The organism is Sinorhizobium mexicanum, assembly GCF_013488225.1.
Classification (GTDB): domain Bacteria; phylum Pseudomonadota; class Alphaproteobacteria; order Rhizobiales; family Rhizobiaceae; genus Sinorhizobium; species Sinorhizobium mexicanum.
The window spans coordinates 1476636-1499737 of record NZ_CP041241.1 but is presented as its reverse complement, the minus strand read 5'-3'; the positions used below and the strand labels follow the sequence as shown (position 1 = coordinate 1499737).

Here is a 23102-nt window from a genome sequence, read left to right as displayed (position 1 = left end):
TTGCCTGTGAGGGATCAGCCATCCCAGCCGAGATGGCTGAGGAAGTCGCGCGTGCGTTCGGCTTGCGGGTTGTCGAAGATCTGGGCGGGTGGCCCCTGTTCAACGATGCTGCCGCGATCGAAGACGATCACCCAGTCCGCCACGCGGCGGGCAAATGTCATCTCGTGCGTGACGACGATCATCGTCATGCCTTCTTCGGCCAGACGCTTCATGACGTTGAGGACCTCGCCGATCGTTTCCGGGTCGAGGGCAGAGGTCGGTTCGTCGAACAGCATGACCTCCGGTTCCATTGCGAGCGCCCGGGCAATTGCCACCCGCTGCTGCTGTCCGCCGGAGAGATTGGCCGGGTATTTCTCCACCTTGTCCGACAGGCCTACCTTCTCGAGCAACGCGATCGCCCGCCGGCGAGCCTCCTGCTCGGTAACCTTCAGAACTGTCAGCGGCCCAACCGTGATGTTTTCAAGCACGGTCTTGTGCGGAAAGAGCTCGAAATTCTGGAACACCATGCCCATGCGCTGGCGCACCTTGCGGATTTCCGGCTTGGAGGAGGGCAGGGGCTTCCCATCAAAATGCAGCTCGCCGCCATTGATGGTCTCAAGAGCATTCGTCGTACGCAGAAGGGTCGATTTACCCGATCCGGACGGGCCGATCAGGCAGACAACTTCACCTTTGTTGACGCGGGCTGACACCGATCCGATGGCAACGAACTCGCCATAGAGCTTGCGGATCTGCCGATACTCGACGACTGGCGTCTGGTTCGCATTCTTGCGGTTCTGGAGTTCTGCGGTCACGGCAGTCATTCCTTCACTCCCCATTTCTTGTAGATGCGGTCGACCAGCTTTGCCTGCGGATAACCGAGGACCCAGTAGATCACCGCCATGGCGGTCAGTATTTCCAGAACGCGGAAGGTCTGGGCGCGGATTTCCAGGGCGGTGTGGGCCAGATCGCCAACGGCGATGACCGATACCAGGGATGTGTCCTTGAACAGCGATACCCAAGTGCTCGCGAGAATGGGCAGGACGCGCCGCGCTGCCTGAGGCAGGACGATCTTGAGCATCGCTTCGGTGTGGCTCATGCCGAGTGCGATGGCCGCTTCGGTCTGTCCCTTGCGGATCGAATTGATGCCCGCGCGGAACGTTTCCGAATTGTAAGCTGAGACGTTCAGGGAGAGCGCCAACAAACCCGTCGCAAACGGTGAGAATGTGATCTCGGTGAACACCGGCAGGACATAGAATGTCCAATAGATCAGCAGAATGAGCGGCACGTTCCGAAAGAATTCGACCAAACAGGCGCTGATGCCGCTGACGATGCGGTTGCCGGAAAGGCGCATCAGGGCAAGGACAATGCCACCGGGAATGGCGATCAGCATTGTGCAGATCGTGAGCAGGATGGTGATGAGCACGCCTTGTGCCAGCGCGCCGGAATATTGCCAGACGACACTCCAGTCGAGATTCATGAGCGCCCCCTGTAGGAGATGTTTTTGTAGACAACGTCAATGAGACGCGTGGTCGGGAAAAGGATCAGGAAGTAGACGATCATCACGGCCGTGAAGACTTCCATCGGGCGGAAGCTTTGGCCGGAGACGGTCTCCGCCCGCTTCATCAGTTCAGGAACCGCGATGACGGCAGCGATCGCCGTGTCCTTGATCGTGATGGAGACGATAGACCCGATCGACGGCAGCATGCGGATCAAGGCCTGCGGAAGAATGATCTTCCGGACGACTTGGGCCTCCGACATGCCAAGGACGAGCCCGGCCTGCGTCTGGCCGGCGCGAACGGAGCCGATGCCGGCACGCACGATTTCCGCTACATAGGCCGAGATGTGAATGGTCAGTGCGACCAGCGCCGCCCAGAACGGCGGAAGATTGACGCCTGTGACCAGAGGAAGTGCGAAATAGATCCAGACGAGGACGACAAGCACCGGAACGGCGCGCATCGAGTCGATGTAGAACACGATCGGCACTGTCAGCCAGCGCGGCCCGTAGATCCGGCCTAACCCGACGGCCGTACCGCAAACGAGGCTCAGGATGACGGTCAGCACGCTCAGAAGGATCGTCAGGCCAAGTCCGCTTGCCAAGTATTGCCAACTGTCCAAGACAGCCGTGAAATCAAAATCCATGGCGCAGTTCTCCGCGCCCGCGCATCGCGCAGGAGCATGATTGTGAAGATTGGAGAGGAGGCGTCCGCGATCTGGAAATCACGGACGCGGTCCGAATTATTTCATCGTTTCGACGATGCGCGCTTCGTCGGCCGCGAGTTTCGGCTGCATTTCCTTTTCGACGGCACGAAGCCAATCAAGAAACGCCGTCTGACCCTTGTCGATCGCAAGGCCGACCGGCGCGGCCTTCTCCGAAGAGTCCTGGCAATTGTTTTCCTGCGGCAGGGCAGACAGGCCAGGAACTTTCTTGTTCAGAAGGACCCACTGAATGCGGTTGATCGCGGCGACATCCGCGCGCTTCGCCATGATCTCTTCGATCGGTGCCGGTGCGCTCGACGACGTCACGCCGCGCAACTTTGCATTCGGGAAGCGTTCCTTCACCCAGTTCTCCTCCCCGCCCCCTATGAAGTAGGCGACCGTGAAGTCCGCATTGTTGATTGCATCAACTGAGCCCGCGTTTGAGAATTTCTCGTTGTCCTTGCGGCCGAAGATGCAGACGCTGGTTTTCGAGTAGAGCACGAAATCGACAACCTTCAGGCGCTCCGGCGTTTCCGCGAGCGGCGTAATGCTGAGATCGACTTGGTTCGACGCCAGCACCGGCACCTTGGTTTCATGGCTGACCGGGACGGGCTGCAAGGTCACACCAAGCTGCTTTGCGTATTCCTGCGCGAGAATCCATGCCGGGCCTTCCCAAGGCTCTCCGGAGCCGGTGGTGTTCTCGACCAGCCAGGGCGTGTTTGCAAGAACACCGACGCGCAGCACGCCGGCCTCCTTGATCGCATCGATGCGTGGGCTAACGCCCTCCGCGGGAACGTCAGCCGCGAAAGCAACGCTGGATCCGAAGATCGAAGCTGCGAGCGTCAAAACGGAAATAAACTTGGAACTGATCATGGCATTGCCTCCCGGTAGCCGTTTCATCGTGTTGGCGAAATATTGGTCTGAGGTGCCGGGCTCCCTTCAAAGAGCTCGGGTTTGTTCTTTGCGAGACGTTCGATGGTGAGAAATACAGACTGCAAATGCTCGCGCATCGCAGCTTCCGCGCCGACGGCGTCACCCTCGATGACGCGCCTGACGATGACCTCGTGCTGGTCAAGGATGCGGTTCAGCCAGTCGCCGCTTTCGAGCGAGAGATAGCGAACACGGTCGAGTTGCGCCTTCACGCCCTGGATCAGCTCCCAAATCGATGGATATCCGGCGAGACCGATCAGGTAGGTGTGCATTCTGTCGTCAGCGTCGAAAAATCGTTCGAGGTCGTTGTCGCGTATGGCGCGCCGCTGCAGCGTCAGAAAGTCGTCAAGGTCGTCCTTCGCCCGGCCGCTCACGTTGGCGGCTGCGAGGTTCACAGTTCGGCATTCCAGCGTCTCTCTCACGAACTGGCTGTCATAGACGGCGCGCAACTGAATAGGAGCAACGAAGGTTCCGACCTGCGGCACGATCCGAAGGAGCCCTTCATCTGCAAGGCGCCGAAATACCTCACGCACCGGCGTTCGGCTGACGCCGAACTGCTCGGAATAGGGCACTTCCGACATGCCGGTGCCCGGCATCAGCTCTGCCGTCAAAATCCGATGGCGCAGGACATCGTAAATCTCTCGGACTGCGGGGCCGGACCGGCGGGCGGCTTCGGTAATGGCAGGCATTTGGTTTCTCCTCTTGTATACTAGTAACCAAGTTTCACTCGATGTCAATGACTACGGCTCATATGGCCGGTCGACTTCCGCATTGGTCTTGGCGGGACCGAACGGGCTGAGTTCGAGGAATCGCGTCACCGTCAGGACGACCAGCACGTGTTCGGCACCATGCTGGAGACCGTGGCCCATTTGTTTTCGGGGCATTGAAGAGGGATCTGATAGTGTGCATGTTTGTCAGATGGCATAGTCGCAGGTGAAGGATCGAGGACAGCAACATGTTTGTTACGAGAAGCATCGCTGAGGACGACAAGGGCTCCTTCTATCGCGAGCTCGCAAACCAACTGCGCGGCCTTCTCGCTGGAGAACGCGACGCGATCGCCAACGCTGCCAACCTCTCCGCGTTGATTTTCGACCTGGTACCCGACCTGAACTGGGCAGGTTTCTATTTCCTGAAATCCGGAAACGAGCTGGTGCTCGGCCCGTTTCAGGGAAAAGTCGCCTGTGTGCGCATAGCGGTGGGCAAGGGCGTTTGCGGCACCGCGGTCGCGGAAGCACGCTCGATGCTGGTTCCGGATGTTCACGAATTTCCCGGACATATCGCCTGTGACGCGGCCTCCCGTTCGGAGCTGGTGGTACCGCTGATCAAGGACGGCAGAATTTTCGGCGTGCTCGATCTCGACAGCCCTCTATCCGGCCGTTTCGACGCCGAGGATCAGGCTGGGTTTGAGGCGCTCGCTGCGATCTACGCCGAGGCGAGCGATCTGCAATAGGCCAGTCGACCGCGACGACCGCATCGGGCGTATATACGGGCGCGGCGCCAAGTCGCCTTTTCCAACGTCAACGACTACGCGTCGAGGCTCAATCGGCAAGGCGATCGCGAGTTCCTGCTCGAGCTCGTGAGCACGCACGTACAGAGCCGGCACAGCGGTTCACCTTCGGCATTGCCGACCTCGCGGACGGCTTCGACGGTTCTCGCCCATTCCATGCCAAGCCTTGCTCAAGGCTCGCGGATCGCGTCGTCGAGACCTCGCAGCAGCGGATAGAGGAAGTAGGAAATGACGGTTCGACGGCCGACCTTGATCTCTGCAGATACGGTCATGCCGGGCAGCAGACGGACGATCCCGGGCGGCGCGCGAAGCTCGGTGTCGCCAAGCGTAACGCGCGCCTTGAAGAACGGAGCGGCCGCGTGAACCGCTGATGCTTCCTGCTGGCTTGGTGTGAAGGCGTCGCGGCTGATCGTCCGGATCGAGCCGGACGCGGTGCCGTATTTCTGGAACGGGTAGGCATCGAATTTGATGCGGACCTCCTCGTCGGCAGTCACGCGCCCGATATCGCGGGCATTGATCTCGACCTCGGCTTCCAGGGGCACGTTGAGAGGCACGAGCGTGACAATCGGCTCCGCCTCTCGCACGACCGAGCCGACCGAGCGTTGCGCAAGATCGAGAACGACCGCGTCGGCCGGCGCCGTCAAAGCCACCATTTGTCGGCGCAGCTCCATCTTCTTCACTTCCGTGCTCGCCGTATCACGCTGGCCGCGCAGCTCTACGAGCTGCTCCGTCGACGTGCGGCGGAAGTCCTCGATGAACGCCTGTCGATCCGCCCTGAGCCTGGCCAAGGCATGTTCGGCTTCGGCTGACTTGCCGCGCAGCTGCGACAGATTGGCATCGACGTCGAGGCGTGCATCGCGCGAGCTGAGGAAATTGATCAGCGAACCCTTCTCCTTTTTATAGAGCGTCTCGCGTGCGTTCTCGATCCGGGTGAGGCTCTCGCGCCGGTCGAGCAGGATGCCCTCCTGATTCTTCCCGGCCTCGATTGCCGCCAGCTGTCCTGCGATCTGCTGATCAAAATTCTGGAGTTGCGCGACGTAAAAAGCGCGCCGCTGGCCAAAGAGCTGCAACTGCAGCCGTTCCTCGGGCGAATTGCCCGCGATCAAGGAATAATCGGCGTTGTCGAGTTCGGCTTCGATGCGCTTTATCTGCGCATCGAATGCCGCGAGCTTTACCCTCTGCTGGTCGAAGTCCGACTGGCTGAATGTCGCATCAAGCATCACGAGCGCTTGGCCAGCGCGAACCACCTCTCCGGTCGTCACGTCGATCGAACGAATGATGGAGGTTTCCAGCGGCTGCAGGATAATGGTCGGCCGGGTCGTGACCAGCTTGCCGGGAGCAACGACGACTTCGTCGATCGATGAGATCGATGCCCACAGAACCGCGGCGGCAATAAGGGCCGCAATGCCGTAGAGCGTCAGCCGAGCGATCTTCGGCGGTACGCGCTCCTCCAGTTCCACCGCGTCGGATTGAAATTCCGCAATGACCGGCGGCAGCGGCGGTCTTCCCGCTAGGTCGCGGTCGGAAATGATGTTTGCGGCTTGCGGATTGCGGGCGCTCATGCGGACTGCCTGGTCTGCTGTGACCACAGGTGGCGATAGGTCATGCAGCGTGAAACGAGCTGGTCATGGCGACCGATATCGGCGATCTTGCCGCGCTCGATGACGAGGATCGCATCGGCATCGACGAGCGTGGACAGACGGTGCGAGACGATGATGACGGTGCGTCCCTCGGCGATCTTCGAGAGATTCTGTCTGACGATCGCCTCGCTGTCGGGGTCGAGAGCACTCGTCGCCTCGTCGAGAATGAGTAATCTGGGATCGGTGATCAGCGCGCGAGCGATGGCGAGACGCTGCTTCTGGCCGCCGGAGAGATTGGAGGCATTTTCCTCGAGCAGGGTCTCGAAGCCGCGCGGCAGTCGCTCGATGAACTCCTCGGCGCCGGCAACGCGTGCGGCGGCGGCGATCTCCTCGATGCTCGCATCCGTCCTTGCCGCGGCAATGTTTTCGCGAACCGTTCCCCGGAACAGGAAGTTATCCTGCAGCACCACGCCGATGCTCTTTCTCAAGTGAACGAGATCGATCTCGCGGCTGTCGTGGCCATCTATGCGCACGAGCCCCTGCTGGTTCTGATAGAGACCCTGGATGAGCCGGGTGACGGTCGTCTTTCCCGAGCCGCTCTTGCCGACGATACCGAAGACGGAGCCCGCGGGAACCGTGAAGGAGACATCGTCGAGTGCAGGGGCGCCGTCGGGCCCGTACCGGAATGTCACCCTGTCGAACTCGATCAGCCCCTTCAGGTCCGGCCTGAGCCCGCGTCCACGCCCGAATTGTTCCGGGCGCTGGTTCATGATCTCGCCGAGCATGCGCACGGAAAGCGCTACTTCCTGGTATTCGTGGACCATGGTGACGATCTGGACGAGCGGTCCGGAAACCCGGCCGGCCAGCATGTTGAACGCGACGAGCGCGCCGATTGTCATTGTGCCGCTGAACACATCGAGCGCGCCCAGTCCGACGATCGCGACGCTCATCAGTTTTTCCAGGAGCCCTGTTATCGCCTGCGCGAAGGTCGAAATCTTCTCGACGCGGAAACGCACGGAGATCGACCGGGCCGAATGGTCGTCCCACACCCGGCGCTGGCGCGGCTCGAGCGCCAGCGACTTGACTGTGCGCATGCCGTGGACCGTTTCCACGAGCATCGCCTGTCGATCGCCTTCGGCCTGGTAGAGAGCCTGGAGCCGTCGCTGGAATGGCCCCACGAGCATCATCACCACGAGGCCCACCAGCGCGGCAAAGCCGAGCACCACGAAGGTAAGCTTGACGCTGTAGAGGGCGAGGATCGGCACGAACACCAGAAGCGAAAGCCCATCGAGCAAGGTGAGGAAGAGCCGGCCCGTCAGAAACTCGCGAATGCGCCCGGTCTGCTGCATATGCTTCACCAGGACACCGGCGGACGCCTGCTCGAAAAGCGCGATCGGCAGGTTCAGGAGATGCCCGAAGGTGCGCGTCGCTATTCTGATATCGATCTTGTTGGTCGCATAGAGCAGGAGATAGCGGCGCAGGAAGGAAAAGGCGGCATCGAAGACCAGTGCGACCGCGATGCCGATGGTGAGAACTGTCAGTGTTGCGTAGCTCTGATGCACCAGCACCTTGTCGATGACGAGCTGGAAGAAGATCGGCGTGGTGAGGCCAAGCCCGTAAAGGGCGACGGCCGCCAAGGCGACGTCCCGGAAAAGCCCGCGCTGGCGTATGATCTCCGGCAAGAACCAGCGGAACCCGAAGGGCTGGTCATCGTCGCCCAGACGATAGTTGCGCTTCAGGAGGACCGCCGAACCGCGCCAGGCCTTGGAAAACTGGCTTTCATTCAGGACGATGAATTCGGGCCGCGCCGCCAGCGGATCGAGAATCCGGATCGCCTCCTCCTCGCTGTCGGTCGCAACGCCGGCGATGACGACCCAGTTGCCATTCTCGAGTTCGGCAAGCACGGGATAGGCGCCGCCCATCTGAAAGAGCGACCGCCAGGTGAGATGCACGTGCCGGGCCCGCAAGCCGGCATCTTTCGCCATGCGCAGGAGCTGCCGGGTCGCGACCGGCTGGTCCCCCAATGCGTAGTCATGCAGCAGCCGTTCGGGCGAAAGGTCGATGCCATGGTGACGGGCGACAAGGACCAGACACTGAAGACTGGTATGCGGATTGGTACTCATCACCCGCCCCAGAAATAGCTGCGCTTCGGATCAATTGAAGTTCGGTGACGCGTTGGTCGTCATCTGCCCCTGCTGGGTGTCGCCCGCCGGAAGTTTCTGGATATCGCCGATCCTCCGAACCGCGCCCGCTTCGACGAGGCCGGCAAGCGCCTTCTGCATGAGGTCAACCGCATTGGCGAACGCGTCCACCGGCATGATGATCCGCTGCCGGAACGCTGGCTTCGGGTTGTTTTTCTCGTCCCGTTCGGTGGCGGAGAGAGACATCAGGTCGATCCTGACGATCGTTCCGGTGACAGTGATCTCGCCTATGCCGTCTGAATAAAGTTCGGTGCTCATCTTCTACTCCCTACTTTTGAGCTCATCATGCGGCAGGCGCGTGCTGCCATGTTGGAAACGGATCACGCAGGCCGCGCGCAAGCTGCGGATCGAAGCCGGTCTCCTCGCCGATCAGGCAGTCGTCGAGCGCGGCGCGGATCGCAGCTTCGGCAAGGTCCGCCCCGATGAACACGAGCTCCTGCCGGCGATCGCCCCAAACGGCGCTCCAATGCCGCTCGAGCAATGCGCGGAATTGCGGAAAACCGGGCCAGTGCGCCTTCGGCACTGACGCCCACCAAAGGCCCTTTGCCTCGGTGCGGCACTGCGTCCCCGCGATCGAAAGCTGTCCGATCGAGTCGGGGCGTGTTGCCAGCCAGAAATGCCCCTTGGCTCGGATGAGGCCGGTCCACTCCTTCGTGAGGAAATCGTGGAACTTCGCGGGATCGAAGGGACGCCGCGCCCGGTAGACGAAACTCGTGATCCCGTATTCTTCGGTTTCGGGAATATGGTCGCCCCAGCCATAGAGTTCTTTGTGCCACAGCGGGTGGCGCGCCGATTTCGTCTCGCTGAAAAGGCCGGTATCGAGGACCGTGGCGAGCGGCAGGCGGCCGAAATCGGTTTCCATGACGCGTGCGTCGGGATTAAGCGCGGCGATGATCCGCCGCACCGTTGCTCGCGTTTCGACGCTCACGTCCGAGATCTTGTTGATTACCAGGACATCGGCGAATTCGATCTGCTCGACGAGAAGATCGATCAGGGTGCGCTTGTCATCGTCGTCGCGAGCCTCGCCGCGGTCGGCGAGAAAATCCGTGCTCGCGTAATCGGAGAGCAGGTTCACTGCATCAACGACCGAGACCATCGTATCGAGACGGGCGACATCACAAAGGGCCGCGCCCTTCTCATCCCTGAAGGAGAAAGTCGCGGCGATCGGCAAGGGCTCGGCAATACCCGTGCCCTCGATCAGTAAATAGTCGAATCGTCCTTCTGCCGCGAGGCGACGAACCTCGGCAAGGAGGTCTGCGCGCAGCGTGCAGCATATGCAGCCGTTGGTCAGTTCGACCAGCGTCTCGTCCGTACGCGAAAGACCGGCCCCCCCGTCGCCGCGGACGAGGTCCGCATCGATGCTGATCTCGCTCATGTCGTTGACGATCACCGCGACACGATAACCCTCGCGGTTGCGGAGAATGTGGTTCAGGAGCGTCGTCTTGCCTGCGCCGAGGAAGCCCGCCAGCACTGTTACCGGCAGTCGATCGTCGCGCATGCTGCGAGCCTCCATGCCCATCTAGGCCGCCAGTTGCGGCCGGAACGCCACATCCACGTAATAGTTGGTACTGTTGAAGCTGCTGGTCGGGAATAGCCCGCTTGCGCCATACCGGTACACGCCATTGCCGCCGCTCAGCGCCGAGGACAGCGCATGCAGGTTGTTGTTGGTAACCTCGGAACTGAAGAAGTTGCCCGTCGCGGAATAGAACCCGTTGGTGCTGTAGGAGACGACGTAGGTCGTATTCGCCTGGATCGCGACCTGCTCGGCGAGGTTGACCGACTGCCAGCCGCTAGCGCTCTCGTTCGTGAAGGTCGCGCTTGCGAGCAGCGTACCGGACGATGTCCACAGATAGCCAGTATGCGGGCCCGTGTTGTTCGCGCCCTTGTAAAAGCGGAATCCGGTGATCCAACCGGCCACGTCCGCCTGGAACTTCATGCCGAGATTGACGGCGCTCGGATCGTTCACCGAAGCGATCGCGGGCGCGCTGTTTGCTGCGAACACGTTCTGTTCGGTACCTTGCTGAATGACGTCGAGCGAGACCTGGGCTGAGGCAGTGCCGCCGACTCCGTCGGAAATGGAGTAGGTGAAGCTTGCCGGGCCGGAATAGCCGTTTGTGGGAGTGAATGTGACGACGTTCGACTGGCTGTTGAAGGCGACGGACCCATTCACCGCATTGCTGACGCCAGTGACCGTTATCGTGTCGCCATCCGGGTCGTTGTCGTTGGCAAGCAGAGCGGAGGCCTGGATCGCGAGCGGCGCATTGGTACTCGTAGAGAAGCCAGAATCGTTGCTGGCCACAGGCGTCGTGTTCTGCGTCGCCTCTTCGTAGAGGACGTCGACCCAATAGTTCGTCGCGTTGTAGCTGGTCGTCGGAAAGATGCTGCCCGTACCGTAAGCGAAGACGCCGTTTCCGCCGCTCGTAGCGCTGGACGGCGCGGTAAGGGCGCCGCTTGAATGGCTGGTGCCGAAATAGTTCGGCGTTATCGCGTAACGGCCATTGGAATGATAGCTCGCCACATAGCTGGTGCCCGCCGAAACTGTGATCGGCTGCGAGAAGGCCACCGTCTGCCAGCCGCTCGCGGTTTCGTTGGTGAAGGTGGCGGAGGCAAGCAATGTCCCCGTGCTGGTCCAGAGGGAGCCCGTGTGGGTGCCGGTGTCCTGAGCGCTCTTGTAATACCGCAAACCGGTAATGGTGCCGCGCGCGGAGGCGACGAATTTGACCCCGAGTTCCACGGAACTCGCGTCGTTCGTGGCCGCGACGCTCGGTGTATCGGAGGCAGCAAACAGGCTCGTCGATCGGCTGACGCTGAGGCTCACGCTCGCCGACGACGTCCCGCCGCGACCGTCCGAGACGGAGTAGGAGAAGCCGGCCGGTCCGGTGTACCCGGTGGTCGGCGTGAAAATGATCCGGTTGTTCTGGCTGTCGAAGGTGACAGCGCCGTTCGTCGCGCCGTTCACGCCGGTAATCGAGAGCGCGTCGCCATCGACATCGACGTCGTTGCCAAGGACCGCGGACGCCGCGATTGACAAGGGCGTGTTGTAGTAGGCCAGGAAACCGTTGTCATTGGCGGCCGTCGGGGCGGTATTTGCCGTCGATTGGTTGAAGACGACATCCACCCAGTAGTTCGCAGCCTGGTAGTTCGACGTGGGAAAGACGGTGCCCGCTCCATAGGAATAGACGCCGTTGCCGCTGCTCGTCGTGGAGGCCGGGGCCGTCAGCGGTCCATTGGTGCGTGCAGTCGTGAAGTAGTTGCCGGTGGCATGGTAGGCGCCCGACGTGTGATAGGACGCGACGTAGGTCGTTCCGGCCGTAATCTGAATCGGACTCGAAAATCTCGCCGTCTGCCATCCGCTGAGCGATTCGTTGGTAAAGGTCACGGTGCCCATCAGCGTACCGGTGGAAGTCCAGATGGAGCCGGTGTGGGGGCTTGTATCGTTGGCTGCCTTGTAGAAGCGGATGCCGGTAATGGTACCGCTGGTGGAGGCGACGAATTTCATGCCGAGTTCGAGAGCACGGTTGTCGTTAAAGCTGCTGCCGGTCGGACCGTCCGTCGGTTGGAAGAGCGATACGCCGACGGGCCCTTCTTCCACCGTCAGGCTGACGCTGCCATGATCCGTCCCTCCTCGGCCGTCGGAAACCGTATAGCTGAAGCTCGCCGGCCCGACATAGCCGGCCGTCGGCTTGAAGATGACGTAACCCGTCTGCATGTCCAACGTTACCGTGCCGTTCACGGCATTGCTGACTGCGGTGATCGTCAACGCATCGTTGTTGCCGTCGGTGTCGTTCGCCACCAGAGCGGCGATCGGTATGGTCATCGTTCCGTCGCGAAATACGGAGAATCCGCTGTCGTCGACGGCCACCGGGACGATATTCGGGCCTGCATTGAAGACCACGTCGACCCAGTAATTGGCGCCATTGAAACTGTTTCCGGGGAAGGTCCCGGCGGTCGTGCTGTATGCAAAAACACCGCCATTCTGAGCAACCTTGATGGCACCATTGGAATAGGCGGAATTGAAGTACCCATCGGTCACCGAATAGTAGCCGCCGCTATGATAAGAGGCGACGTAGGTCGTTCCCGCCGTGATCTGGACCGGGCTGGAGAAAGTGACCGTTTGCCATCCGGAGATCGGCTCTCCCGTCGAGACGCCCGTGGCAAGAAGCGTACCGTTGGCGGTCCAAAGGCTGACGGCATGTTCGCCGACGTTGTAGAATCCTTTGTAGAAACGAATGCCTTCGACGAGACCATTGGTCGTCGTCTGGAAACGGACGCCGAGTTCCACGCCGGTACGATCGAGCGCAGTTTCCATGGCCGGTTTTGCAGCCAGTGTCCACAGGCTGGACGTTTGAGGGAGTGTCACAGTTACCTGCTTACCGGCCGACGGCGTCTCGAGATTGAGGCTGTCGTCGACGGCGCGTGACATGATCGTGTAGGTGCCGCTCGCCTGTACGACCCAGTTATAGGTCCAGTTCTCCCTGCCGGTGGCCTTGAACCAGTGCTGACCGCCGTCCGTGGAAACTTCGATGCCGGCGATGATGCCGCCGCCGGAATCCTGCGCCGTGCCCGTGACCGTGACCCGTTGCCCTTCCACGAAGGTCGCGCCGATGTTGGGGGACGTAATCGTCGAGGTCGGCTTGGTCGTATCGGTCGATTGGGTCGACAGGATCAGGCTCGCATCCAGCGTTTGCGGCTGGATGCCCATGTCGGCGAACATGTTGACCATCGCCTGCTGGACGTTCGGATCGGTGGGAGTTGGCGCCCCCTCATGATTGGCATCGAGGCCCCAGGACCAGAAAACCGTCCCGGCTCCGAAGACGAGTGCCCCGCTTTCGGCCCGGTACATCGTCAGGCTATGCGTCACATCAGCGGGGCCGATGGAGGTGCCGTAATCGCGCAGATAGGTGTCTACCGAGACCGTCGACAGCGAGAGGTTCACCAATCCAGCCGGCCGGAAACCGTTTTCGACATCGGAATCCCATTCGTATCCAAGAAGGTTCTGCACCAGGGAATAGGTCTGCCCTGGCTGAAGGTTCGCGACATCCGTGTTGCGCCAGAAGCGCAGGTTGGAATAGTCGTAGGGAATGGTGATCGTGTCCTGCCGATAGCTGTCCACCGTGAACATCGTGCCGGTCAGCGAGTTTTCCGGCTCCTGTCCCGGGTCGGCAAAACGCGGGTCGCGCCATGTGCCCGTGCCGACATTGCTCGGGTCGGTACTGGTGCCCCAGGTCTCCTTGTAACAGACCATCGTCCGGTAAGGCGTGCCGTTGCCGTCGATGCTCGTTTCCCAGCGAACCTTCCAATAGCACTCGTTGCCGCTCCAGAAGGCGAGATTGACGCCCGCGTCTCGCGCGGCTTCGACGTTTGCCCGCTGTTCAGCCGACCAGTACTCGTCATGCCCGACCGAAAGGAAAGCGTCGTGATTGAGCAGCAGGGTGCCGTTTCGTGTCGCATCGACGCCGGAGATGTAGGAGACATCGTAGCCGTTCTGCTCAAGCCAGCGGATCGCCGAATGCTCGGCCCCGAAAATGAAGTCGTGCGTGCCGCCGACGGGGCTTGTGTTGGTGATTATCGGTCGATTGTAGCTGACCGCGGAGGCCCTGCCGATCGCGGTCAGGCCGCAATTGCAGTTGGGGGGCATGTAGCCGATCATGTCGTTGGGATCGACCGGCACCTGTCCGTAGTACAAGCTCGCCCCGCCCCATGCGTTATAGGCCTGCCAAGTCGTATCGGACGTCTGGAAGACGATATTGCTGGTGGAGCTATCGTCACGGACGATGAACGGGATGTGGCTTGAGCCCGCCGTTCCATCCTCGCGGACGAGCTTGGCAACATAGACACCCGAGACCATGTCCTCGGGGATCGTCCAGCTTGCCGAGACCGACCAGTTGCCGCAGTCGATCAGCCCGCGCGCCATGTCGACGATCGGATGCGGCTGCAGCTGCGCCTGTGCGAGATTCACGTCGATCGTCGCCACTCTGCGGGCGCCGTCGCCGCCGTAATAGCCGAGCCGGTAGATTTCGATCCGGTAGTTGGCCGAATCTGTTGCGATCTTGAAATCGACCGTCTGCCCGACATTGGTGCTGATCTGCGTGGCAAAGCCTTGGATATTGCCGTCGCCATCACCGTCGATGCCCCATTCGCTGATGGGATTTCCCTGCTTCATATTTTCAAGGACGATCTTGTTCGGGGTCGCGGTGAGAGCCGTCGTCACTGCGGCAGTCGTCGTCGCCTGCTGGGAGATCCCGCTGAACAAGGCACTTGGCGAGAGACTGGATCCACCCCCGACCAGCCATGTTCCTGTTGCAAGATTGGATGCGGCCCCCACGGTCCATGACGGGTAGGAGGCCGTGGATGCCTGTGTGCCGCCATCGGTATCGGGAAACGACTTCTCCACTGAAACGCCGGCGGCAATGTTCTCGCCAAGCAACTTGCCGAGTCCGCCGGTGTTTTGCGGCGCCTTGCCGAGATCGGTTTCGCGTCGGTCTCTGCGGAGCCGGTCGCCGTCGTGGCGAGGCTCGTTCGGGTCCTTGTCGTCCCTCGGGAAATCGCCCAGTCCGCCGGTGTCCTGCGGGAATTCGCTCGCACCGCCAGTGTCTTGCGAGGGTTCCCCTCCTTCGTGGTCCTGGTGGGGCATGCCAGGCCCCGTGTCCAGCAGCTTAATGATTGTTTCTGCATCCTGCGGCTGCGAAGCGGCGCCGCCGGCATCCTGAGCGGAGCCCGTATCGCGCCTCCTTCGTCCGCGCGACGGGTCGTCTCCCTCCAGACCGACCCTGGTGCCAGGCGCGACAGTCACCGAGACTTCAGGCGAAAGACCCAGGTTCGCATGATAGGCGGCAGGCGTTGTGTAGACCCTGCTCCCGCCACTGAAAACGCTCAAGTATTCATGGTTCTTGAGATGCATCCTGAGCATAGCGCACCGCCCCGATTGGCCTTCGCGATCGAATGGACCCAAGTCTCTGCAAAAGCTGATCCTGACAGCTTTTGACCTTCAGTGAACGACAGCAATCGGTCTATGACCTTTTGCTAAAATTGGTAGCCGAGGGGCCTCCGCCTCCACCGATGTGATTAACCGGACTTGGCGCTGTAAATTTGCCGACAGTTGATCGGCGCGCAATCATGTAAGGCGTCGGATATCCAACGTGGTCGAAAGCCACCGCTGAAGACCATTCAAGAATCATCGGCAGCAGTAGCGCGAGCGTCCTGTCGAAATTGCTTCAGATCGTGAATAGTCTTCGCTGGTCAATCCGGCGCCGCAATTGCACTGAAGTTGATGCCAGAAAGGGGATGCCTCGATCGATCGACGTACTCTGCGCCTTACCCGACGTGCTTTATGTCGACTCGCCGTCGGATTGATTCTGTGGGCGAGCCGATCATATACTTTTAAAGCTATGGTCTTATTCGGATACACGATTGCAACCCCAAAGTTCTTCCGGCCAGCGATGATTTTGACGCGGCGGAACATTAGTAAATCTGCGCGGTACGCGCCCCGGTCGAACTGCGCAATTTCGTTGGATGAGCGTGGCGGGAGAAGAAGCGAGCGCGACGCTGGTCGCATCGCGACAAAGAGGCCATCGAAGGATTGCTTTTCGGTTACGCCTAGTTTCACATGAAGACTCAACGGTGAGGCGTACGGAACAACGGCAACGCCCTTTGATGCGATGAGGTGATGGAAGTGTCAAAAATCCTGCTCATCGCGCCGACCTGCGATGGCGAAGATGTCGGCGAGGCCTGGGTGGCTTTTCAGTGGGCCCGGCGGCTTGCGGAACGCCACGAACTCACCCTGCTGACGTACCACAAGCGAGGCGCAACGCCGGCGGCGCAGCAGTTGACCGGTATCAAAATCGTGGAGTGGAAAGAGCCGCCCCTTCTCGGGCGAGCGGAACGGCTGAACAGTATGATGAAACCTGGCTACGTACCGTTCTACTTCCGCGCGCGGCGCTGGATTCGCGATGCCTTTGATCGGGGAGAGCGCTTCGATCTGGTGCATCAACCGGTTCCGGTGGCTATGCGCTATCCCTCGCCGGCGGCCAACCTGGGCTTGCCATTCGTTATGGGCCCAGTTGGAGGGGGACTGTCGTCTCCTCGGGGTTTCGCGACCGAAGAGGCGTCCACTCCATGGTTCATGGGAATGCGTCGGTTGGACGGCTATCGTTGGCGCTGGGATCCCCTACTGCGCGGCACATTTCAGAATGCAGATTGCGTGCTTGGTATCGCCGGATATGTGAAGGAACAGCTCGCCGGAATTCGTCTGCGACGCTTCGAAGTCATGAGTGAAACCGGCCTTGATGAAGTTCCGCCGCCCGTCAACCGGGTGGGACGTTCGGGACCGACGAAGCTGCTTTACGTTGGGCGTCTCGTCCGGACGAAGGGCGCGCGCGATACTATTCGTGCCATGGCCCTTGTGAAGGATCTTGCGGTCGAACTCGACATCATCGGGGAGGGGCCCGAGCGCGGTGAATGCGAGGCCCTCATTGCGTCGCTTGGCCTGAACAAACGTGTCACTCTGCATGGATGGCGCGCGAAGGAAGAATTGCCCGAATTTTATCGGCGCGCTGACGTATTCGTCTTTCCTAGCTATCGCGAGCCAGGCGGAAATGTCGCGTTGGAAGCTATGGGATATTCGCTGCCGCTTGTCGTCGTTGACCGCGGTGGACCAGGAAGCGCCACGTCGGAGCGCTGTGCGATAAAGCTTCCCATCACCACGCCCGAAACACTTGCGGCTGACGTCGCTGCAGCTATTCGCAGGCTTGCGATCGATCCGGCGCTGCGCCGCCAGATGGGGTCGGCTGCTCATGAGCATGTCACACAAACCGCCCTATGGTCAGCGAAACTCGACCGAATGGATTCAATCTACATGGATATCATTGGCGCAACTTCGCAAGAAGATATCAGACGGCCTCTCTGAATGTGAGGGCGGCGCGTAGCGCCGCTCGGTGCCCCGGCCCTAACACAACCCGCATGCTTTCGCCGACGATGATGGCAAGGCGAAACAGGATAGTGGCTATCGGTCCGTGATGCCGTCGATAGTAGCGGACGCGATTAGCGGTCATCAGTGCAGACAAGTGAGGGCTGCAATGGTAAGCGCCGCCGATGTGAACCGCGCGCGCATTTGTATCATAAACGACTGAAAGGGCCGACCGGCGAACCCTTTCCATGTAGTCGACTTCCTCACTGTACAGAAAAAATGACTCGTCCCAGTCTCCCACAATCCGCCGCGCCCGTGCTGAGATGGCAAGAATGGCGCCCGTCGCCCATTCGATGCGACCACCTTGCTGATAAAGGAGCGGGTCGGCAACGATCTCGCCTAACCCGATGCGGGCGGCAAGCTTTGTTCCGATCAGCGCGTCCGACCATGCCGTTATCGCAGATGGCTCACGTCGTAAAGAACGGCAAATCTTACCGTCCTCGCCAAGGATCTGTGGCGCCACCACGCCGACCGACGCCTCGGCCAGCCGATCGACCAATTGACGCGCCGCGCCGGGGCGAAGCCGCACGTCCGGATTGAGGACCAGAAGATCCGCGCAAGGCGCGACTGTAGCCGTGGCGGCGTTGATGCCTGCCGCGTAGCCGGCATTCCGGCCCATTCTGATGATCTTGGCGCCGATGGGGTGGGCAATTGCCAGGTCGGCCGAGCCGTCGCGCGAGGCATTGTCGACGACGATCACTTGGTAATTCGCGATCCCTTCAAGTCCCGCAGGCAGGGAATCGAGCAAGCCCGGCAGCACGGACGCGCTGTTGTATGTGACGATCACCACGGCGAGGCTGCCCGCCTCATTTGGTTCCGGCACGGCAGGGTTGCGCTGTCGACCATCCACTTGCGGCCTGTCCATTTTGTGCCCTCATATGTCCCGATCGCGAAGCCTCTCGTGATCTTTGCAGGAAGATCGCAAGCGCCAAAAGACTGTCGAGAGAGGTAGGGGTGTCGGCCTAGCGCAGACGCTGCGTCATCCAGAAAGTCAGGTGGACCGTGGCATGCGTCATCCTCTCGGAGTACGTCAGCACCATTGTCGGCAAGCGTGGCTGCGCTCCGTAAGTCTTTGAGTGCACTGGATTATCCTGCCTGATTTTCTAGGATGTTTGAGGTTTCGACGGTCCATCGACCCGTATTCGCCGAGCCTTTGGCCGTCCTTGCCGTTTCCGCAGGATAGCGACGCTCGGGAAAGCCCACATGTCGATCGAGTTTCAGCATTCGTTGCCTCCGAGAGCGGAGAGCGCACCAGGAGGCAGCAAGCTGACACGGCAATTCACGGCTGGTCCGCTCGAAAGGCTGCAGGCGCTTGAAGAAGTCTCACCTGACGCCCGCATCCGGGTCGACGAACTGATCGCGCTGGCAATGCGCGGCCTGCCACGGATGCGCAAGAAGGGGTTGTTCGCGCACACGGTGCGCGCCACTAAATCCAACTCGGGATGGTCGGAGCACCCTGAAGGCGAGAGTCTTCGCTATACGGCGATGGTCGCGCTCGGATTGTCCAAGTTGGATGAAACGGCGCAGCGGCAGGTTCTCGACGGCAACACCGCCGTCGATCTGGCGCGAACGGCGGAAGCCCGCGCTGAAGCGACCGACGATCCAGGGGCAATCGCGCTTGCCGCATGGGCCGCGGCGGAGGCGGGGCATTTTCATGCTTCCCGGCTTTTCCGCAAGCTTTCCGCGCTGCTTGCCTCACAGTCGTCGATCGCCACCGTAAATTGCGCATGGGCGCTCATTGCCGCGCTCGCCGGAAGGCCTTTCGGCGACACGCGAGAATTGGCCACCTTTGCCGCGAGCCGCCTGCTTGGCGGCCAGGCGGCGTCAGGACTCTTTCCGCATGTGCTGTCCGCCTCGATCAATGGCCGCCTGCGCGCGCATATCGGCTGCTTCGCCGATCAGGTCTATCCGATCCAGGCCCTTTCGCGACTGCACTCTGCGCACGGTCATCCCGTTGCCATAGCGGCGGCCGAGGCATGCGCCGCGCGAATCTGCTCACTGCAAGGATCAGCCGGGCAATGGTGGTGGCATTACGACAGCCGCGACGGAAGCGTGGTCGAGGGCTATCCGGTCTACAGCGTGCATCAGCACGCCATGGCGCCGATGGCACTGCTCGACCTTTGGGAGGCGGGGGGGACCGACCATTGGCGGGCACTCGTCAGCGGACTGGGCTGGCTCGATCGCCATCCGGAGGTTCTCGCGCCCCTCGTCGCCCATGACAAGAACGTTATCTGGCGCAAGGTCGCGCGCCGCGAGCCCAACAAGGCCGTGAGGGCGATCTCCGCCTTCACCACGGCGCTGAAGCCCGGCATGCATCTTCCCTGGCTGGACGCGGTCTTCCCGCCGAGCCAGGTCGATTACGAATGCCGCCCCTACGAGTTGGGATGGCTTCTCTATGCATGGCTCTCTGGAGAGCGTGCGGTGAGCAGGGCTCCTGGAGAGGGGGATGGTAATGCCTGACCTGTTGCAGAGATCCGAGATGAACCCCAACCGCCAACTATTGTTCGGCATGTATCTGGATGCCGTACGAATGGATGATGTGATCGAGGCCTGCCGCAGAGCGCTCGTCACGCGCAGCCCGATGCTGCTCGGGGTGCTGAACGCCGCCAAAATCGTCAAACTGCGCAGGGATACGCTGTTGCGCAATTCGCTCATGGAATGCGACCTTCTGTTGGCCGATGGCCAATCGATCGTATGGGCCAGCAAGCTGCTCCGGCGGCCACTGCCGGAGCGCATCGCGGGCATCGACATTTTTGAGCGGCTCCTCTCGCTGGCCCACAGGGAAAACCGGTCCATAGCGCTTCTGGGTGCTCGGCCTGAAGTGTTGCAGAAGCTGCAGGAGCGACTTCGCGAGCGCTTTCCCGGACTGCGGATCGCATGCAGCTACGACGGCTATTTTCAGCCGAGCGAGGCCGGTCGGATAGCGGCGGGGATCAGGGACTCCGGCGCGGACATGTTGTTCCTCGGAATGACGTCCCCCAAGAAGGAGATCTTTCTCGGCAAATATGGTCCGTCGCTCAACGTTCCTGTGCTTCACGGCGTCGGTGGATCGTTTGACGTGCTGGCGGGTATCACCAAGCGGGCGCCGCTTGCCTGGCAGCGCGTCGGAATGGAATGGGCATATCGCCTGCTTCAGGAGCCGCGTCGGCTGGCGTGGCGATACCTGACGACCAACGCGACCTTCATCCAGCTCTCGCTCAAGGAATTCGTCCATCCCGCCCCTGCGTTTGGACCCGAGAGGATCACGGGCAAATGACCGGCAATTCAAGCCAAACCCACCCGACGGATGCGGAGCATGTACAATGAGTGAAGCGTTCAGAGGCCGGCTGGCGATACTCGGCATGGGTTACATAGGCCTACCGACGGCCGTCGCGATTGCAACCCGAGGTGTCGACGTCATCGGCGTCGACATAAATCCCGCCACGGTCGCGGCCGTATCCCGCGGCGAGGTGCCGTTCGTCGAACCCGATCTCGCCATCGCCGTCAGCGGCGCGGTCGCCATGGGCCGGCTTACCGCGACGTCGGAGATACCGGAGGCGGATGCCTTCATCATCGCCGTCCCGACGCCCTTCAACGAAGACAGGACGGCTGATCTGTCCTATGTGGAGGCTGCGGCCAAGCAGATTGCTCCCAGGCTGCGCCCCGGCAACATTGTCGTGCTGGAATCCACATCGCCCCCAGGCACGACTGAAAAGGTCGGGGGCTGGATCGGCGACCTGCGGCCCGATCTGAGGATGCCTCGTGACGGCGAGACGGGCGCGGACATATTCGTCGCCCACTGCCCCGAAAGGGTGCTGCCCGGCCGTATCATGATTGAGATCGTCACGAACGACCGCGTCGTCGGCGGCCTGACGCCAAGATGTGCGGAGAAGGCCGCATCCATCTACCGTCTGTTTGCTCAAGGCGAAATTCTGCTCACGGATGCGGCAAGCGCGGAAATGGCAAAGCTCGTCGAAAACGCCTATCGCGACGTAAACATCGCCTTCGCCAACGAGCTTTCGCTGATCAGCGAGTCGCTTCACATCGACGTTTGGGAAGTGATCCGGCTCGCAAACCGGCATCCGCGGGTCAGCATTCTCAATCCCGGTCCCGGGGTGGGCGGGCACTGTATACCGGTAGACCCCTGGTTCATCGTTTCTGCAGCTCCGCAATTGTCCCGGCTGATCCGCACGGCACGCGAGGTCAATGATCGTCGACCGCACGACGTGGCCGAGCGCGTGGTGGCGAAGGCGCAACGGTTCCGGGCGCCAACGATCGCCTGTCTTGGGCTGACCTTCAAGGCGAACGTCGACGACGTGAGAGAGAGTCCGGCCGTCGAAGTCGTCGGCCTCATAGCCAAGGCCCTGCCGGAGGTCGAGATCTTCGTTTCGGATCCCTATGTGAGCACTCTACCGGGCCCGCTGTCAGGGTACTCCAACCTGCGCCTCGAGGGCGCTTACCAGGCCGTGGAACGGGCCGATATCGTTGTGCTGCTGGTCGAACACGAGCCTTTCAAGGCGATGCGACACACGCGCCTAGGCGGCAAAGTCGTCTACGACACACGCGGGGCGTGGCGCTGACTGCAGTTCGGCGGAATCGGGACCTGCGTCGAATTCCACCGGCAGACTTCCGACGCCGAAAAAGTGCTCGATCGCCCGGGTCGAGCGCATCGCAGCCTGCCCGTCTCCATAGGGGTTCACCGCGTGCGCCATGGCCTGATAGGCCGCCCGGTCGGTCAGCAACGTCGTCACTTCGCGCACGATGCGATCTTCGTCGGTGCCGACAAGCCGCACGGTGCCGGCGGCAACGGCCTCGGGACGTTCCGTCGTCTCCCGCAGGACAAGCACCGGCTTCCCGAGGGTCGGCGCCTCTTCCTGGACGCCGCCGCTATCCGTCAGGACGATCGAGCAGTCGCGCATCGCCCAGACGAAATCGCAGTAGTCAAGCGGCCGTGTCACCACGACATTGTCGAGGCCGACCAGCGGCGGAAGGAGCACGTCGCGCACGACTGGATTGAGGTGCGCGGGCAACAGGAACACAACCTCCGGAAATGCAGCTGCAAGCCGGGCAATGGCACGGGCCGTTCGCGCCATCGGCTCTCCCCAGGACTCACGTCGATGCGCCGTGATCAGGACGCTCCTCCTACCGGAAATCCTCTGCGTGTCAGGGTTGTCGAGTGGGCTATTGCGGGACGCGACATGGAGCAGGGCGTCGATGACCGTATTGCCGGTGACGACGATGGCGCGCTCGTTCACGCCATCGTACAGGAGGTTGGCTTTTGATGTCTGCGTCGGCGCCAGATGCAGGGAGGCGAGTTGCGTCGTCAAGCGGCGGTTCAATTCTTCCGGAAACGGATTGTAGCGGTCGCCCGTTCTCAGCCCGGCTTCGAGATGGATCAACGGAACCCTTCGATAGAAGGCGGCCAATGCCGCCGCAAAGCAACTGGTCGTGTCGCCCTGGACCAGCACGGCATCGGGCGCCTCGACCTCTATCACGCCGGCGACACCGCCTAAAACACGATTGGTGATATCCTCCAGCCTTTGTCCCTGCGTGAGGATGTTTAGGTCATGGCTCGGGCGGATGTCGAACAGGCTGTTGACCTGGTCGAGCATTTCGCGATGTTGGCCCGTCACGGCGACGATGGGCGTGCAATGGGGCGAGCGACCGAGTTCGGCGATCAATGGTGCCAATTTGACGGCCTCGGGGCGTGTCCCATAAACAATCAACACTTTGCGCATGCCGGCCTCTCCTTCTGACCATGCTGG

The 23102-nt window shown here is 61.3% G+C and carries 18 protein-coding genes; 5 read left to right on the top strand and 13 right to left on the bottom strand.

What is annotated here, in order from left to right; translation table 11 throughout:
* Positions 1 to 14: 14 nt before the first annotated feature.
* The 6 genes from FKV68_RS31015 to FKV68_RS33585 form a co-directional block, all read right to left on the bottom strand.
* Positions 15 to 800: an amino acid ABC transporter ATP-binding protein gene (locus tag FKV68_RS31015; RefSeq protein ID WP_180942727.1), complete on the bottom strand. Its 786-nt coding sequence runs from the start codon at positions 798 to 800 to the stop codon at positions 15 to 17.
* A complete protein-coding gene (locus FKV68_RS31010; RefSeq protein WP_180942726.1) occupies positions 797 to 1456 on the bottom strand; it encodes an amino acid ABC transporter permease in 660 nt (219 codons plus the stop codon). Before FKV68_RS31010 ends, FKV68_RS31015 begins: the two co-directional genes overlap by 4 nt.
* Positions 1453 to 2118, bottom strand: a complete 666-nt coding sequence (locus FKV68_RS31005) for an amino acid ABC transporter permease (protein WP_180942725.1) — start codon at positions 2116 to 2118, stop codon at positions 1453 to 1455. Before FKV68_RS31005 ends, FKV68_RS31010 begins: the two co-directional genes overlap by 4 nt.
* Positions 2119 to 2214: 96 nt before the next feature.
* Entirely contained in the window at positions 2215 to 3048 is an 834-nt protein-coding gene (locus tag FKV68_RS31000) for a substrate-binding periplasmic protein (protein WP_180942724.1), read from the bottom strand.
* A gap of 23 nt (positions 3049 to 3071) precedes the next feature.
* Positions 3072 to 3794 (bottom strand): GntR family transcriptional regulator, encoded by a 723-nt coding sequence (locus tag FKV68_RS30995; RefSeq protein WP_180942723.1) that lies wholly within the window; start codon positions 3792 to 3794, stop codon positions 3072 to 3074.
* Positions 3795 to 3845: 51 nt separating this feature from the next.
* Entirely contained in the window at positions 3846 to 3974 is a 129-nt protein-coding gene (locus tag FKV68_RS33585) for a hypothetical protein (protein ID WP_269808473.1), read from the bottom strand.
* Between the two features lie 86 nt (positions 3975 to 4060).
* Between FKV68_RS33585 and FKV68_RS30990 the strand changes: the two genes are divergently transcribed.
* Positions 4061 to 4555 carry a GAF domain-containing protein gene (locus tag FKV68_RS30990; protein ID WP_180942722.1) on the top strand — a complete coding sequence of 165 codons (495 nt, stop codon included), beginning with the start codon at positions 4061 to 4063 and terminating at the stop codon, positions 4553 to 4555.
* A gap of 227 nt (positions 4556 to 4782) precedes the next feature.
* Here the strand turns inward: FKV68_RS30990 and FKV68_RS30985 are convergent, their stop codons facing one another.
* From FKV68_RS30985 to FKV68_RS30965, 5 genes are read right to left on the bottom strand one after another with little or no spacing between them, the layout of a single operon-like run.
* Positions 4783 to 6174 (bottom strand): HlyD family type I secretion periplasmic adaptor subunit, encoded by a 1392-nt coding sequence (locus FKV68_RS30985; RefSeq protein ID WP_180942721.1) that lies wholly within the window; start codon positions 6172 to 6174, stop codon positions 4783 to 4785.
* A complete protein-coding gene (locus tag FKV68_RS30980; protein ID WP_180942720.1) occupies positions 6171 to 8315 on the bottom strand; it encodes a peptidase domain-containing ABC transporter in 2145 nt (714 codons plus the stop codon). Before FKV68_RS30980 ends, FKV68_RS30985 begins: the two co-directional genes overlap by 4 nt.
* A gap of 30 nt (positions 8316 to 8345) precedes the next feature.
* Positions 8346 to 8651, bottom strand: a complete 306-nt coding sequence (locus tag FKV68_RS30975) for a hypothetical protein (protein ID WP_180942719.1) — start codon at positions 8649 to 8651, stop codon at positions 8346 to 8348.
* A gap of 25 nt (positions 8652 to 8676) precedes the next feature.
* Complete coding sequence (locus FKV68_RS30970) at positions 8677 to 9891, bottom strand: GTP-binding protein (protein ID WP_245181882.1); 1215 nt, start codon at positions 9889 to 9891, stop codon at positions 8677 to 8679.
* Between the two features lie 21 nt (positions 9892 to 9912).
* Positions 9913 to 15303 (bottom strand): DUF4082 domain-containing protein, encoded by a 5391-nt coding sequence (locus FKV68_RS30965; RefSeq protein ID WP_180942718.1) that lies wholly within the window; start codon positions 15301 to 15303, stop codon positions 9913 to 9915.
* Positions 15304 to 16059: 756 nt separating this feature from the next.
* Between FKV68_RS30965 and FKV68_RS30960 the strand changes: the two genes are divergently transcribed.
* Entirely contained in the window at positions 16060 to 17298 is a 1239-nt protein-coding gene (locus tag FKV68_RS30960) for a glycosyltransferase family 4 protein (protein WP_209647364.1), read from the top strand.
* Here FKV68_RS30960 and FKV68_RS30955 read toward each other — a convergent pair.
* Entirely contained in the window at positions 17282 to 18223 is a 942-nt protein-coding gene (locus tag FKV68_RS30955) for a glycosyltransferase family 2 protein (RefSeq protein WP_180942717.1), read from the bottom strand. The two genes, FKV68_RS30960 and FKV68_RS30955, sit on opposite strands and share 17 nt — an antisense overlap.
* A 338-nt stretch (positions 18224 to 18561) precedes the next feature.
* Between FKV68_RS30955 and FKV68_RS30950 the strand changes: the two genes are divergently transcribed.
* From FKV68_RS30950 to wecC, 3 genes are read left to right on the top strand one after another with little or no spacing between them, the layout of a single operon-like run.
* Entirely contained in the window at positions 18562 to 19818 is a 1257-nt protein-coding gene (locus FKV68_RS30950; RefSeq protein ID WP_245181883.1) for a hypothetical protein, read from the top strand.
* Positions 19805 to 20614 (top strand): WecB/TagA/CpsF family glycosyltransferase, encoded by an 810-nt coding sequence (locus FKV68_RS30945; RefSeq protein WP_245181884.1) that lies wholly within the window; start codon positions 19805 to 19807, stop codon positions 20612 to 20614. The genes FKV68_RS30950 and FKV68_RS30945 overlap by 14 nt, the downstream gene beginning before the upstream one ends.
* 46 nt (positions 20615 to 20660) lie before the next feature.
* Positions 20661 to 21917, top strand: coding sequence for a UDP-N-acetyl-D-mannosamine dehydrogenase (gene wecC, locus FKV68_RS30940; protein WP_180942716.1), 1257 nt, complete (start codon positions 20661 to 20663; stop codon positions 21915 to 21917).
* Here wecC and wecB read toward each other — a convergent pair.
* Positions 21873 to 23075 carry a non-hydrolyzing UDP-N-acetylglucosamine 2-epimerase gene (gene wecB / locus FKV68_RS30935; protein ID WP_180942715.1) on the bottom strand — a complete coding sequence of 401 codons (1203 nt, stop codon included), beginning with the start codon at positions 23073 to 23075 and terminating at the stop codon, positions 21873 to 21875. The genes wecC and wecB overlap by 45 nt on opposite strands.
* Positions 23076 to 23102: the final 27 nt, after the last annotated feature.

Bases quoted from the DNA above. Each gene is read 5' to 3' on its own strand.
- FKV68_RS31015 (WP_180942727.1), bottom strand. From the start codon at position 800: ATGACTGCCGTGACCGCAGAACTCCAGAACCGCAAGAATGCGAACCAG.
- FKV68_RS31010 (WP_180942726.1), bottom strand. From the start codon at position 1,456: ATGAATCTCGACTGGAGTGTCGTCTGGCAATATTCCGGCGCGCTGGCA.
- FKV68_RS31005 (WP_180942725.1), bottom strand. From the start codon at position 2,118: ATGGATTTTGATTTCACGGCTGTCTTGGACAGTTGGCAATACTTGGCA.
- FKV68_RS31000 (WP_180942724.1), bottom strand. From the start codon at position 3,048: ATGATCAGTTCCAAGTTTATTTCCGTTTTGACGCTCGCAGCTTCGATC.
- FKV68_RS30995 (WP_180942723.1), bottom strand. From the start codon at position 3,794: ATGCCTGCCATTACCGAAGCCGCCCGCCGGTCCGGCCCCGCAGTCCGA.
- FKV68_RS33585 (WP_269808473.1), bottom strand. From the start codon at position 3,974: ATGGGCCACGGTCTCCAGCATGGTGCCGAACACGTGCTGGTCGTCCTG.
- FKV68_RS30990 (WP_180942722.1), top strand. From the start codon at position 4,061: ATGTTTGTTACGAGAAGCATCGCTGAGGACGACAAGGGCTCCTTCTAT.
- FKV68_RS30985 (WP_180942721.1), bottom strand. From the start codon at position 6,174: ATGAGCGCCCGCAATCCGCAAGCCGCAAACATCATTTCCGACCGCGAC.
- FKV68_RS30980 (WP_180942720.1), bottom strand. From the start codon at position 8,315: ATGAGTACCAATCCGCATACCAGTCTTCAGTGTCTGGTCCTTGTCGCC.
- FKV68_RS30975 (WP_180942719.1), bottom strand. From the start codon at position 8,651: ATGAGCACCGAACTTTATTCAGACGGCATAGGCGAGATCACTGTCACC.
- FKV68_RS30970 (WP_245181882.1), bottom strand. From the start codon at position 9,891: ATGCGCGACGATCGACTGCCGGTAACAGTGCTGGCGGGCTTCCTCGGC.
- FKV68_RS30965 (WP_180942718.1), bottom strand. From the start codon at position 15,303: ATGCTCAGGATGCATCTCAAGAACCATGAATACTTGAGCGTTTTCAGT.
- FKV68_RS30960 (WP_209647364.1), top strand. From the start codon at position 16,060: ATGGAAGTGTCAAAAATCCTGCTCATCGCGCCGACCTGCGATGGCGAA.
- FKV68_RS30955 (WP_180942717.1), bottom strand. From the start codon at position 18,223: ATGGACAGGCCGCAAGTGGATGGTCGACAGCGCAACCCTGCCGTGCCG.
- FKV68_RS30950 (WP_245181883.1), top strand. From the start codon at position 18,562: ATGTCGATCGAGTTTCAGCATTCGTTGCCTCCGAGAGCGGAGAGCGCA.
- FKV68_RS30945 (WP_245181884.1), top strand. From the start codon at position 19,805: ATGGTAATGCCTGACCTGTTGCAGAGATCCGAGATGAACCCCAACCGC.
- wecC (WP_180942716.1), top strand. From the start codon at position 20,661: ATGAGTGAAGCGTTCAGAGGCCGGCTGGCGATACTCGGCATGGGTTAC.
- wecB (WP_180942715.1), bottom strand. From the start codon at position 23,075: ATGCGCAAAGTGTTGATTGTTTATGGGACACGCCCCGAGGCCGTCAAA.